The 14627-nt window shown below is 26.3% G+C and carries 12 protein-coding genes; 9 read left to right on the top strand and 3 right to left on the bottom strand.

The window, feature by feature from the left end:
- Positions 1-123 precede the first annotated feature (123 nt).
- On the bottom strand, positions 124-1368 hold the full coding sequence (locus GOY08_RS08075; protein ID WP_158998390.1) for a neprosin family prolyl endopeptidase: 1245 nt from the start codon (positions 1366-1368) through the stop codon (positions 124-126).
- A gap of 242 nt (positions 1369-1610) precedes the next feature.
- On the opposite strand from GOY08_RS08075, the gene torT reads away from it, so the two are divergent.
- The 3 genes from torT to GOY08_RS08060 all read left to right on the top strand — a co-directional run bounded on the left by torT (position 1611) and on the right by GOY08_RS08060 (position 5799).
- Positions 1611-2663, top strand: coding sequence for a TMAO reductase system periplasmic protein TorT (gene torT, locus GOY08_RS08070; RefSeq protein WP_158998389.1), 1053 nt, complete (start codon positions 1611-1613; stop codon positions 2661-2663).
- Between the two features lie 197 nt (positions 2664-2860).
- A complete protein-coding gene (locus GOY08_RS08065) occupies positions 2861-3481 on the top strand; it encodes a YceI family protein (RefSeq protein ID WP_158998388.1) in 621 nt (206 codons plus the stop codon).
- A gap of 233 nt (positions 3482-3714) precedes the next feature.
- On the top strand, positions 3715-5799 hold the full coding sequence (locus GOY08_RS08060; RefSeq protein ID WP_158998387.1) for a phosphocholine-specific phospholipase C: 2085 nt from the start codon (positions 3715-3717) through the stop codon (positions 5797-5799).
- A 40-nt stretch (positions 5800-5839) separates the two neighbouring features.
- Here the strand turns inward: GOY08_RS08060 and GOY08_RS08055 are convergent, their stop codons facing one another.
- Together GOY08_RS08055 and GOY08_RS08050 are read right to left on the bottom strand one after the other, a co-directional pair.
- Positions 5840-6307: a hypothetical protein gene (locus GOY08_RS08055; RefSeq protein WP_158998386.1), complete on the bottom strand. Its 468-nt coding sequence runs from the start codon at positions 6305-6307 to the stop codon at positions 5840-5842.
- A 564-nt stretch (positions 6308-6871) separates the two neighbouring features.
- Positions 6872-7159, bottom strand: coding sequence for a metallophosphoesterase family protein (locus GOY08_RS08050; protein ID WP_158998385.1), 288 nt, complete (start codon positions 7157-7159; stop codon positions 6872-6874).
- Between the two features lie 500 nt (positions 7160-7659).
- Here GOY08_RS08050 and GOY08_RS08045 point away from each other — a divergent pair, with 500 nt between their 5' ends.
- The 6 genes from GOY08_RS08045 (at position 7660) to GOY08_RS08020 (ending at position 14487) form a co-directional block, all read left to right on the top strand.
- Complete coding sequence (locus GOY08_RS08045; RefSeq protein ID WP_158998384.1) at positions 7660-8925, top strand: OmpP1/FadL family transporter; 1266 nt, start codon at positions 7660-7662, stop codon at positions 8923-8925.
- A gap of 119 nt (positions 8926-9044) precedes the next feature.
- On the top strand, positions 9045-11258 hold the full coding sequence (locus GOY08_RS08040) for a hypothetical protein (RefSeq protein ID WP_158998383.1): 2214 nt from the start codon (positions 9045-9047) through the stop codon (positions 11256-11258).
- Between the two features lie 128 nt (positions 11259-11386).
- A complete protein-coding gene (locus GOY08_RS08035) occupies positions 11387-11689 on the top strand; it encodes a hypothetical protein (RefSeq protein WP_158998382.1) in 303 nt (100 codons plus the stop codon).
- 255 nt (positions 11690-11944) lie between these two features.
- Positions 11945-12082, top strand: coding sequence for a hypothetical protein (locus tag GOY08_RS08030; RefSeq protein WP_158998381.1), 138 nt, complete (start codon positions 11945-11947; stop codon positions 12080-12082).
- A gap of 254 nt (positions 12083-12336) precedes the next feature.
- A complete protein-coding gene (locus GOY08_RS08025) occupies positions 12337-13113 on the top strand; it encodes a GNAT family N-acetyltransferase (RefSeq protein WP_158998380.1) in 777 nt (258 codons plus the stop codon).
- Between the two features lie 531 nt (positions 13114-13644).
- Positions 13645-14487: an F-box protein gene (locus GOY08_RS08020; RefSeq protein WP_158998379.1), complete on the top strand. Its 843-nt coding sequence runs from the start codon at positions 13645-13647 to the stop codon at positions 14485-14487.
- Positions 14488-14627 lie beyond the last annotated feature (140 nt).

Here is a 14627-nt window from a genome sequence, read left to right as displayed (position 1 = left end):
TTTGTATTGGAGCTAATAGATATTTTCATTTAAATAAAATTAATATATTGAAAATTTTAAATTATATTTTTTTTGTATCATTTTTGTTGCATCATTTCATGCTATATTAATAATTTTTAATAATTACTCTTTTTGTCCAAATTTCCAAACAAGACCTAAAGGTATTAATTCATGCCTTGAATAGAATGGGAAAATATTTTTGTTCTGTGAAAACATACCTATTTGTTTTTTTCTATAATAGCCATCAACTGGCCAAACATAGTTTCCATATAGAACTGTCCCATTTTCTGGAGCTGTGGCATATACTTCTGCCCCAGCACTAAAAGTATTTGGTAACATACCTTTGGGATAAATACTTTCTGGATAGAATCCAAGTGTAACACTATGCTTATTGAATAAAGAAACAGTTGGTTCTTTTGCTTCTAAAGTTAAATAAAATCCTGATTGCTCTTGCTTATTTTTAACATGTTTCACTTTAAATATGTAATCGGCTCCTTTATTTGTCAAAGGAACACCCAAGACAGGTGTTGAAGGAAACTGAATAAAACCTGAGCAACCTAAATTATAGCAAGATTTATCGGAATAATTATCAACACTAGCATAAATAAAGATACTAGTTGCCGGTAAAGTTGTAAAATATTTACTAGCTAAAATACCAAATTCAACACTGTATCTAGTTTTATTTTCTCCAGTATAGAGTAACCAAAATTGATCTAAAGAATGATCGTCTTGATTATCTGAAGCTACAGCTTGTGACTGAGGCCCTTTGAAATAAGCTTCACCGTGATCTTGATTTAAATAAATAATTTTATTTTCTGGAGTAACACCTACTTGCCAAGAGTATCCTGCTGTACTGTCAGAATTAGAATTCAATTCAAGCAAATTATTTTCAGTTAATGCTATTTTCAAACTACTTTCAGAGTTCACTATTACATCTGTAGGACGGATTATCCCTACACTATTTTCCGGACATTGCTCTGCTGCATTGAAAGCAAATAAATGACCAGATTTCTGCAAAGAATTTCTTGAATTAATATTATTAAATTCGATTAAGAGTTTTTGACCTAATTCAGGATTATCAATTAATGAAGGTTGTTCAATAAAAGGTATACAATCTACAGTAAAGTCTTTATTTTTAAACGTTTTTAATATATGCACTCTATTATAGTAACTAACAATTTTTTGTTGCCTTTCAATTACTTTACTTGATCTCCCATTTTGAGCTGTTAATTGATTAGTATAGTTTGCAATACTTGTTGCTATAGAATTTTGATTATCAAGCACTTCAAAATCTATTGAATCAGCAAATATTGGGGTAAATGAAAAAATGTTCCACACAATAATAAATATTCTAATATTTTTTTGCATATATTTTCCTAAAAATTGTTTAAATTCGATTAACCTTGACTTTCTAGCAAAGACAAAGAATTTATCCAAGAAATTTTTCAAATTTTATAGTCAAAAATTTGTTTTAAGAAAATTTATTAAAAATATAAATTAAATCAATTTAACTTAAAGTTGATTTTTTGACAATATGAACAAAAATTAAACTTTTTTAATTTATTATACATTAGAGCATGATTAAGTTTAATTTTTATAAAAGAAGCAATATGAAAATTGTTAAAATAGTTATATCTATTATATTTATAATCTATTACTTACAAAGTTCAGCATTAGAGTTAAATAACTTTCCATTAAAATTAACAAACGACAAAAATCAAATATCTACTATATTTTATAAAAGACAAGAACCTTTAGAGGACAAAACGAAAATCTGTGTTCTTTTGCCTAACGTTCTAGATAAATACTGGTGGGCTGTAAACTACGGCATTTCCGATGAGTCATCTCATTTAAATATTGAAGCTGATATTTTTGACGCTGGAGGATATGATAATTTAGCTAAACAAAAAGAACAATTTAAATATTGTATTAATCAAAAGTATGATGTTATTATTTTATCTGCAATAAATTCTACCAAATTGAATGACGATATTACCCTTGCAAAAAATGAAGAGATCCCAGTTATTGATCTAATTAACGGCGTTGATTCTAATGATATAGCAGCTAGAGCTTCTCTCAGCTTTTATGAGATGGGGGCAATAACAGCCAAGTATTTACTCGCTGAATTAAAAACAAAACCGAGAAAAAAGTTAAAAATAGCTTGGTTTCCTGGTCCTAAAGATGCGACATGGGTGATTGAAGCAGATAAAGGATTTATGGAAACATTAAAAGAATATCATAAAAATATTATCAATGCCGGTTTTGGTGCCACTGATAAAGAAGCACAGGCCGATTTAGTGAGAAATTTTCTGCTAAAAAATCCTGATACAAATTATTTAGTAGGAAATGCTGTAGCTGCAGATATTGCTGCAAAATATTTTAAAATTAATAAGAAAAAAACTAAAGTTCTTTCTTTTTATATGACAGAAAGTATTTATGAACATATTATTTCGAATGATATCCTCGCAGCTGCTTCTGATTTTCCAACAGTTCAAGCAAGAATCTCGATTAATTTGGTTAAAGAAATTATTGACAATAAAGCAAAATTTATGCAGATTAGTCCCTTTCCTAATATGATAGATAAAGCAAATATCATGCAAATAGATAAAAGTATGATATTACCTCCAGATGATTATCACTATAAAATTAAAGATTTGAAGTAAAAATAACTAATTTTTACGAATTATAATTAAATTTCTTTAAATTGATATTGCTTGAAAATTCAAATTTAAGAATTTTAAAAAAAGATTTCTATAAAAAAAATATTAATAGGTCAATTTAAAAAAAAATTGACAATAGTTTTTTAATGATAATATAATTCAATAAATTTTACCATTTATGATATTTACAGGGAGATACCATGCGCCTAAAACTAACTTTATCTGTTCTATCAACTTCTATTTTGTTTCCTTTTTCGTCCTATGCATTAGCAGCAAAGTATGAATTGGATCCTGTACATACAAAAGTAGAATTCGGTGTACGTCATCTAGGCATTAATACTGTTAAAGGTGAATTTAAGAAATTTTCAGGTACTATTGAATATGATGCGAAAAATCCACAAAACACAAAAGTAAAGGCTGAAATTGATGCTAGTTCTATAGACACTGGCAATGAAAAAAGAGATGAACATGTAAAATCTGCAGACTTTTTAGATGTGGCAAAATTTGGAAAAATTACTTTTGTTTCAAAAAGTGCAAAAATAAATGGAAAAAATGGCTTAAAAGTAACTGGAGATCTCACAATTCATGGAGTAACAAAATCTGTTGTTCTTGATGTTACAGATATTGCAGGACCTGGTTTAAGCCCTTTAGATAAAAAGCAACATCTTGGCGGTTCTGCTTCAGTAAAAATAGTTCGTCAGGACTATGATATAAAATGGAATGGTGGTGGTATGACTGGAATTGCTGGTGAAGCTGCTGTAGGTAATGATGTAAAAATTCAAATTGATCTTGACTCAATCGAAGTCCCATCTGCAAAATAGTCTTATATAAAAGTAATTTTTAAAGACTTTTAATATTTTTATGTTAATTTTCAATATATAAGGCCTTTTAATTTATTTTGCCTACCAAAAAATAGTTGCATAAAAAGAATATTATTTAGAAATAACTTTGCTTTATTTTAGAAAAAAGTGTAAGCAGTTAATACTTTTATAAAAGTTATTAACTTCACCAATATTCTTGTTTTTTACAATTAAAAATTAAATTTGGAGTTTAAATGAATTTAAAATCTAGACGTGAATTTCTTAAATTAACAACTCAAACATCAGTAAGCATGGCAGGTTTATCCCTGTTACCTAACAGCATTCTTAATGCATTAGCTTCTCCAGTACCAAAGCGTACTGGAACAATTAAAGATGTTGAACATATTGTTATTTTCATGCAAGAAAACAGATCATTTGATCATTATTTTGGTACCTTAAGAGGGGTTAGAGGTTTTGGAGACCCCCGAGCTATAACACTTCCCACAGGATGTCCTGTCTGGTACCAACCAAATGCCGATCAGCAAACACATACTCTCCCTTTTGCATTCAATTCTAAAGAAACAAACTCACAATGGTTAGACAATTTAGATCACTCTTGGAAAGAATCGCAAAAAATATGGCAACAGCATGATTGTTGGATTGAGAAAAAAAGCCCATATACAATGGGGTATTTTTCTAGAACTGATATCCCATTTTATTACGCTCTCGCAGATGCATTTACAATTGGCGATGCTTATTACTCCTCAATATTTGGTCCCACAGACCCCAATCGACTTTTTTTATTTACTGGAACAAGTGGATTATCAGTAAATGCAGAAGGAGAACATGTTGTACATAATAAAGATGATGGAAATGAAACTGCAAATATGGATTTAGATAAAGTACCATATGCAAGTTACACATGGACAACATACGCAGAAAGGTTACAAGCTGCAGGAATTTCTTGGAAAGTATATCAAGAATACGATAATTATGGAGATAATGCCCTTGCTTATTTCAAAAATTTTAGAAATCTAGATAAAAACTCAGAACTATATAATAAAGCAAGAACATGGGTTAAAGGCTCAAATTCTGAAAATGCTTCTAATTCTAATGCGCAATATTTAGTTGATGCATTTGCCGCAGATATTGCAAATGGAACTTTGCCACAAGTTTCTTGGATAGTTGCACCAACACGATTTTGTGAACATCCAATTTGGCCTCCTGGATATGGTGAATCATTAACATCGAGGCTGCTAGAAGTTCTTGCAAATCATAAAGAAACATGGGAGCGCACTGCTTTTATAATTAATTATGATGAAAATGATGGATTTTTTGATCATATGCCTCCTTATACATTACCAATAAATTCTAGATCAGGAATAAGTACTATTACTAACAAAGGAGAAATTTATAATGGTGAGCCCTTAGGCTTGGGTATTCGTGTTCCTTTGCTTATTATTTCACCATGGACTAAAGGTGGATGGGTTTGTTCAGAAGTATTCGATCATACTTCTATTATTAGGTTTCTAGAAAAAAGATTTGATGTTTTTGAACCTAATATTTCACCTTGGCGGAGAGCTTTGTGTGGAGATTTAACTTCAATGTTTAATTTTAAAACACCTGACATTTCATGGCCCAAAAATATTCCAAATACTAATAATTTAATTGAAAAAATAGATGAAATGAAAAAGCTTAATTCTCCGAGTATTCCTAAAAAACAGCAATTGCCAATTCAGGAAAAAGGAGTGCGTCCAGCAAGATCGCTACCTTATAAATTACTCGTCAATGCCAAAATTGATTATAAGAAAATGAATATTAACATTATATTTTCAAATTTAGGAAAAAATTCGGCTGGTTTTTTTGTATATAATATGCTGAAGAAGTGTAGTCCTAAGAATTATACTCTTGGAGTTGCAAAATCAATAATTGATACTTGGGATGAAAAAGACTTCTCAAATTCAATATATGACTTTAATATCCATGGGCCAAATGGTTTTTTTAGGAAGTTTAAAGGATTGATTAAACAAGTTGAAGAAAAAGATTTCTCAGTCCCTGAAGTTTATCTAAACTATTTAGGAAATGAATTGCTATTCATTTTAAGAAATACAGGTAATAAAGCATGCACTTTTTATATAATTGACAATTCCTATGGGAATAACCCAATCATTATAAAAGTACCAGCGCAAAATATTATTAAAAAAAGAATTGACCTTTTGTTTAGTTATAATTGGTATGATTTTTCTGTTACTGTAAACAATGATAACTACTTTCTTAGACAATTTTCTGGCCACATCGAAAATGGTTTACCAAGCATTAGCGATCCTGCGATGAGTTAACTTGTCTTAATTAGAAAATATATTTATATTCTTAAAAGACTTATTTGCAGTTCATATCAATAAAGTTTTTTAAAGTAATTGCTTCATTAGATTTATTTGTAACCTTTGTCCCATCTCCACCATTATCATTTAATAATATCACTTCTTCGTAACTACCATTTGGATTTGCTTTTCTTGCTGAGTAAACAACTCCTGGTCCATCGACTGGTGCCATTTCACGCAAAAAAGGACCACGTTGGGAATCAGCTATGGTTTTTTCTAAGTCACCTGTTATCTTTACTTCTTTTGTATATTCATTTTGAATGTTACCAGCTGTTGTAGTAATAACTACTTTATTGTTAAACATGGAGTTTTTATAAATTTCACATTTTGTCGAAGTACTATAAAAAGGCGCTACAAATCCTGAATTTGTTGTTTTTATTAACACTGGCCCAATATAAGGAATAATAGAAGCGGCAAATGAATAAGAAGAAATTAATAGTGTTGAAAGAGATAATAGTTTTAGCATGTGCATAACCTCATATTTATAGTTAATTTATTGTTTAAATTTATTAATTTATTTTTTACTTATTGTAAACAATTTTTCTATATTTTTCATTTATAATTTATTCATTATTATTCGATAAAATATGAAAATTTTAAAACTGAAATGGGGAAAATATTGAACTTTTATTTTTATGATAAAATGTAGACTTGCTTTTATTAAGTTAAAAAATGAGTTAAAAGTAAAAATTATAATTTCGATTATTTTTTTTAGCTACATTATTATATTTTAGAATTATTTTAATTTTTAAAAACTGAATAAAATAATCCATAATTTTTTTTACATCAACTGTACAAGAAACTTTTTCTACATTTTTAAAATCTGAATTTTATCTTTATTGAAGTTATTTAATTTCAATATAACCTTTTTTTATTTTTCAAAAATAACTCCAATTTCAATTAATATATTAAATTACTATCGCTTTACTTTTCCTCCAACATTACCTATTTTATAGCCAAGATTTTCAAATGGTTTGTTACTATTCCAAGGAATCTTTATTTTTTTCGTGAGTGAACCTGGCGCTGGCAATTAAAATATTAAAGAATTTGAAGCATGATGTTTAATTTTACCATCATTTTTGTAATTTATTTGATTAATATACCCATAAAATACATGAACATTTTCAAATTTTTCTAACAAAGAAATTACTTTACTTCCATCTTTAGTCGCCCAATCCCAAGCAGGAATTAAATCGAATAAAGGTCTATGCGTGAACACGACAAGTGGTTCTTTTGGATTTAATTTACTAAGTTCATTTTTGATCCATTTAATTTGTACCTTCCCACTAGAAGAGGTTGGATCTGAAACATTATCCATTGTGATAAAGTTAATCCTGATCTATAGCTTTTTTTAAATGTCTTATCAGAAAAAGGATTTATTTTATTATCTTTGAATCCCAAATGAATATCTGATAATTGTAAAAAGAAAAAATCTGCTTCTAGGGCATTTGCATTCATACCATTTCCAATTAATTCTTTGCCAAATAATCCCGATGCGTAGACAAGCCTTATTTTACTTGCAAAATTAATAAATTTTCTTCTGCTTTTATTTTTAATAATCATTCTTGTCTCAAAAATAGAAATAAAATTAATGTATTTTTTAAAAAAAACTATGTTACTCAGTAATGTCAAAATTATAGCACTAAAAAATCTACCTAAATGGCTAGGTAAATAAACTCTATCATAAAAATAAATGATTAATTTAAACTATGAAATAATATAATGACTTTTAACAAATTCTTTCCTTACAATAAATTCAATGTCAATAAGAAAAAAATATTATTTATTATATACTTAATTTTTAAATTTAATTATTCAATGGCAGATTGGCAACATCATAATTCATTTTTAATAGGAGAAAGAGCCGCTGGAATGGGTGGTGCTTATACAGCAATTTCAAATGATCCTTCTGGAATTTACTATAATCCAGGAGGTGTCGCATTTACAAAAAATACTGAAATTAGCTTATCAACAGTAGGTTATTTTATTGAAGATATTAAAGTAGATTCTATTTATGGATTTTCCGACTACCAATATGAAATAAAAAACTCTGACATTATTAGTGGATTTTTTGGTTTTACGAACAAATTTACTTTATTTGACGAAGAATTTTTTTGGGGAGTAGCCATCTATGTCCCCGATCATACTAATATTATTACTAGCCTTAATTTTAATTCACCGAGTTATATTAATAATATTTCTATTAAAAGATATATAGTTAATAGCAGAGAAACAGGAAATGAATCTAATTATCAAATCTCCCTTTCTAAATTAATTCGCGAAGACCTAGGTGCAGGAATTGCTCTAGGGGTCTTTAATATTCAACATAATGAAATTAATACAAATAATTTATTATATAATTATGCAGATAATTCAAATTTATATTATGAAGATGATAATATTAATGTTAGCAGTTACTATATTAGAGGAATAAACCTTAATCTTGGTCTTTTATATAAATTAACTGAATATTTATCTATTGGTTTTGCAGCTAACTTTAAATTCCCAATTTTCCAAAATTCTTCGGAGCAGACATTAGATAGTTTATATGTCCTCAATCCAGATGGCACTCCTTATACGGGAGGAGCATATACTTTTAATGGTCTTTATTCAGATAGATTATCTAGTGATACAAATAATACAGTTGTTAAAATAATGCCAATTCGCTTTTCTTTAGGAATAGCATATAATGTAACAAAAAATATAATATTTTCTTTTGATACAAGTTATATTACGGGTACAAGTTCAAGAATTGATAAACTCAGTTTAAAACCTGTTTTTAATTATGCTTTAGGAAGTGAATTCAAAATATTAGATCAATTTTCAATTCGCCTAGGGTTATTTACAAATAATTACGCTGGTTCTAGTTTTGCATCTGAACAAATTATCAACGCAGATTTTATTGGATTATCTACTGGATTAGCTTATACAAATGAAAACAAAACAACTTACAGTTTAACTTCAGTATATCAAAGAACATCTTCTGCGCAATATTATAATACTAATTTAGCTGCACAAGGAAGATATCCTAGTGTTTCTTGGTACTCAGTAGCTATACTTGCTGGTGTTTCAAGTTCTCTTTAAAGAAAAAATAAAATATCCTTGAATTATATTTTTTTATTTTATATTTTAAATAATAATTTACATAAATTATTTGTGTAAATTATTATTTAAAATATATTATGCTAGGATTATTATAAAAAATGCCAAACTACCTAAAAATTAAAAATTTAGATAACTCTGAGTTTAGAAATAACTCAATGTGCAAAAATAATCAATTAGATCAAGATAAATTCATGAATTGGATTGAATCACCTAGCTATTCATTTGTTATATTATTCTTCAAATTTATAAAGGAAGACTTTTATCAAACAGGGGATCTTTCTTTTTTCAAAACCTACTTTGAAGATAACTGTAAGGAATTTCAAAATTATTTAGTTAATTTACAAGAGATCAATACGACTATAGTAAAAAATAGTTATATATCTTCAGATTTAATGCGTCCTGCAAAAGAAATGCATCAAAAACTATTACAAATGAAAAATAATATCTCGGACTTAGAAAGGCAAGAACTTGAAATTAGTGATGAAATGAGAGAAGAATTTTCTTTTGAACAAAGAAGATTTCAAATGTTCAGTGAAAATACTGTAGGAAAATATACACCAGATTTAAAATCTTTGCTTTCAAGCTATGATACCTTAGGACAAACGAATGATTTAACAAATTTAGATGCAATCATAAAAAGTAAAAATGGTTTTGAATTATTAGATACTTTTTTTTCATCGGATGACGGAACAGAACTTGAAGGTGTAGATAGGGCTTCTGCTTACTTACTTCGTTTTACACATTCATTATACGGCTCGCTTCAGGATCAAAATATAGTTATTCAAACAAGTTATTGCCACTTTCAAAAAGAATTTTCTTTCTATAATGAATTAGAAAAAGATTTACGACAATATAATTCAGATAAGAAAGGGTGTTATTTTTATTTTATCCATGAAGTAAATAACTTGAAATTAAACTATGGCTTATTTGTTTATTATAAATTCAAAAAAATGCAGCTTTGTTTTTATCATCCCAACCGAGGGATAACTGAATTATCATGTACAGAACTCCCAAAATTTAAAACCATACTTGAAAAAATATTTAAAAAAAATGGAGACAATTACTGTTCATTTAGAATATTTTTACCCCTAAAAGATAAAAATACTCTAATAGGTAAAGAAGAACTCATATCAGCAACATTATTTACAGTTGTAAAACAATCTGCATATTCTTATAAGGAGTTCATACAAACTCAAAAATCATTTTTTTTATCAAGTGAACAAAAATCTATTCTAAACTACTGCAATGAAATTTTAACACAATCAGCAGATGAAGATGGAATTATTTTTGTTGTTACATTATTCTATTCCAAGTTTTCTGATTTTATCTTTAAAATAAAATCAAGTAATCTTCAAGTTCAAAATAAATCCTTTTTTATCTTTTTCTTGATTAATTATTTAACAAGATTCAATAATTTGGCTAATAAACAACTTAATACCTTAGAGATTGGGTTAGGAACAGATAAATTATCTGACTATGTTTTAGACTTTTTTAATAGTAAAAATGAAAGAAAAGATTCTTTAAGTCAAAAAACAATTACTTCTATTTTTCTAGAAGTTTACAGAAATGTTTGTAAAGTAGACCATAGAATTCCTTTTTCTAAATACTTTCAAAATATTAAATTAAGCACAAAACAATCAGAACTTTTTCTTAAGCTTTTTGAAAGTTTTGATATTGATATGAAAACCACTCTTACAGATTGGAATCGTCAAGCAGTTATCTATAATGAAAGATACCTTTCTGGAAGAGCTGATAGTAAATATATTCAAAATTACACCATTGATTGCATTGGAAAAACTCCAACACCAAGCACTAAAGTTCCAACTATTGAGGAATTAAAGAATCACTTTGCCAATTCTACTCAATGCCAAGATACAAAATTCATTGAATTTTGTCTGGGCGTTTGCAATCAGACACATTTCTTTGGATTGGGGCATTTACTAGTTGCTCACTTTAATATCAATCATAATATTTTAATAGGATTAAGTAAAAAATATATTTATATCCAAAAAATTGCAAAAAATAACTACGATTTTATGATTCTTTTTTATATTGATCAATACGAAAGAATTGGTGAAGAAACTAGTAAACTTAATAGATTAAAAGATCCTATTTACTTCAGTTATGTTTTTATGCTAGATACAGAAGATCCTCAACTTATTGCAAAAAATATTCGAGTGGGATTTCTTAGTAAAACTAAAAATACACCATTAAACATCACTATTAAAAACCAGATAATAGATGCTTTTAAAGATGACATGCTGCATGAGTTTTATGCCGGTAAAAAGACAAATCTTTTGATTATTTCATAAAATTAAAATAAATGTCCCTTCTTTATAAAGTAATCAATCTATTGTAGAATTAAATAATACAATATTGCTTTATTTAAAGTTTTTACTATCTTTAAATTTTCAACTATATTCTTTTAATGGAGAGTAATATGAAATATCTATTAGTTATTTGCATTTTTTTTATAACAAGCTGCATTCATTTACAAACAATAAAAGTTATTGGCTTTGATAAAGAAAAAAACACAGTTACATTTATGGGTGAAGAATGGAATACCAAAGAAGAATATCAAAAAGAAGCTAATTTATATTGTAAGAAGCAAGCCAGTTTAATCAAAATGAATCGGGTGGCTGAAGGAACAAAGACCACAGTTGAAAGTGATAAATTTAATAATTCAACAAGTGCCAAAACTGTACCTATCATTCGCTATCAGTACACTTTTAAATGTGATTAAATAAAAATTTTATTAAATTTATTTTAAAAATTAAGGATGTTTTTTAAATTTGTTTGCAATACCATTATATTAAAATATTATTCTCAATTTTGCTCTAGCACTGGCTCACATGAAATTAAAAAATACAATATAAATCCAAATCAGCAAGCATTGATTTAAATTCTGAAAATAATGCTCGAACTCCAAAGGAAAATGCTGTAAACTTACTCAATCAAATTCCGCTTGAAAGATTATTAACAAGCAAAGAACCAGGGCATGGAACTTTTTTATAGAACATGTGTAAAAGAAAATATTTTTAATTATCTAAATAATAATATTCTTCCTAATAACTATACATTATGTGAAGAAAAGACTTTAGAAATTGATAAATCTTTTTCTCTTAAAGTATTTTAAAATTATGTAATAAGAAACAACTGTATTTGCCAAAAAAATTTTAAACTTTAAGACCTAATTAATTAAGAGAAATTAATAATTTTTTATTTTATTGACAATTTATACAAAAAATAGTAATTCATAAATAGTTTCAAAGTTTAAGTCCTTACATTCTTTGAAAATCAAAAGATAGATATGCGTTTATATTTAAATAAAATTGGAAAATACATAATTTTTCATCGTTGAACTTAGAAATTAAATTTGAGATAAATAAAATGAATAAATTAAATGCTAAAATGGAAAATGTAATTAAAAATAAAATATTTTTTATCCCAAGCAAACTAAAAGATTGTTATACATTTGACTGTGAACAATATTTTATTTGTAAATCACCATTTAATACTTCTATGTTTAATATTGATTGGCTGAAAGAAATTAAATTAGAAAATGTTGAACAAGAACTTGCAAAAATTATAAATATTTTTAAGCCACTTCCTTTTGCACTATGGACAGGGCCGAACACAATTCCACATATTCCTGATCAAATTCTTTATAATTTAGGATTTCAAAAAGAAGCCAATGAAGTAGGAATGTATTTTGACCTTAATAACTTAAAAAAAAGTAGATATTATTCTAACTCATTAAGTATTATAGAAGTAAAAAATAGAAACGATATGCAAAAATTTATTAGTGTATTGGAGGAATATGATCCTTTTGTTAGAGAATATTATTTAAATATAACGAATGAATTAGATATAAATTCACAACCCTTTCACTATTTTTGCTTGATGATCAATGATGAACCTGCTTGCATAGCTTCACTATTTTTCTATAATAATTTCTGTGGTATTTTTGATGTATTGACTAAGATAAAATTTCAAAAAAATGGTTATGCTTTTTCTTTAATGCAATATTTATTGGCTTTTGCAAAAAATTTTGGTTCATCACACGTCTGCTTAACAGCATCATCAGTAGCAGCAGTATCTCTTTACACAAAATTAGGTTTTAAAAATCTTGGGAACTATGAATGCTATGAATTTAATAACGCATAGAAAAAATGAAAATAGAAACTTGATTAGATGTTCACATTTACCCTAGCGTTTTACTGAACTGTAATTGATACAACAAATTAATTTTTATATTATATTATAAACTTAGAAAAACTATTTATAGCTATAAACAAATCATATTAGGAATTTTTATAATTTTTATTAGTTATATATTAAATTATAAAAATTAATTTTATTTATATTTAATCTATATTGATTAGTAATATTGATCACACATTTATAAAGTATAAAGAAAGAATAAATAATTTTTATTACTAATATAAAATAACTTTATTTATTAAATTATATCTAAATAAAAAAAATTTATAATAAACAAGAATTAATATTCTAAATTAAATACTAAAAATTTTTTCATTAAAAGGAAAGAATTGACAAATATTCAATTTAAACTACTTTCATAAAGTTGAATTAATTTATATATAGTATCCCATTATTTATATGAAATGCAAAAATAACTAAAACAATACTATAAATAAAAAATAGAGCTCATAGTTAATTAAAAAAGGAAATGAAATGAAAAAAAAATTTTTACCGTCACTTATATTTATTACAACATTTACAAATTCTTTTGCAAATGATTTTGAGAATACATTAAATACCTTACCGCAGGAAGTAACAGAAAATATTTTTAAATTTCTCGACCCAGAATCTCTTAATAATTTAAAACAAACTAATAAAGAATCATATAATAGTGTTATAAATTATTTAAATTTTTTAAATCAAAAAGAAAATATTAAAATATCTGGAAATATTGATAATTTAAAAAAATTGATCAGTATTCTTACTAAGGGTAAAATGAAAAGTAATCATAATATAAAAAGGATGACTATCGAATTAAATGAAACAATTGATTTTTATTTCAATAAAAAAACTGAAATAAATGAATTTATTAAAGAAGTATATACTTTATTCCCTAGCTTAGAATATTTAAAATTTAGTGAATATCAACATAATTACTCTATACTAATTGATAGTATTGAAGTAAAGAAAATTGACACTAAATTTTATATAAAAGGAAATATCTCTAATATATTTAGATTATTAAATAATTTCAACAATTACCAAGACAATAAAAAAATATCGTTTATACATTTTGATTTAATTAAAAATACTCCATATACAGCCGAAATAAAAAGTTCTTATCAATTATATCTTGCTTTAAGTTCTAATTTTCACCACTTAAAATCAATTGTCTTAAATGATCTGGAAGATTTTTATTTTTCAGGAGGAACTTATTTTGATGAAATAAGCTTTTATGAATTAATAAAGCAAACAAATGCCAGTAATTTATATTTTCCTCTACTTGAAGAAATGACTATTATTAAAAATGGAAAAGAAGAGAAGTTTATTTTTTGAAAAATTTACTAATGATATTAATGATTAATTTCAAATAGGATATTTATGCATAAAAAATTTTATGGCTTACAACTTCATTGATTTTTATTTTTTCTTACTCTGTCTCTAAACTCTTTTGAATATGCTGTATTTGCCATGTA

Source organism: Pigmentibacter ruber, from assembly GCF_009792895.1.
In the GTDB taxonomy this organism is placed as follows: Bacteria; Bdellovibrionota_B; Oligoflexia; order Silvanigrellales; family Silvanigrellaceae; genus Silvanigrella; species Silvanigrella rubra.
The sequence above is the reverse complement of the archived record's forward strand: the minus strand, read 5'-3'. Positions and strand labels throughout refer to the sequence as shown.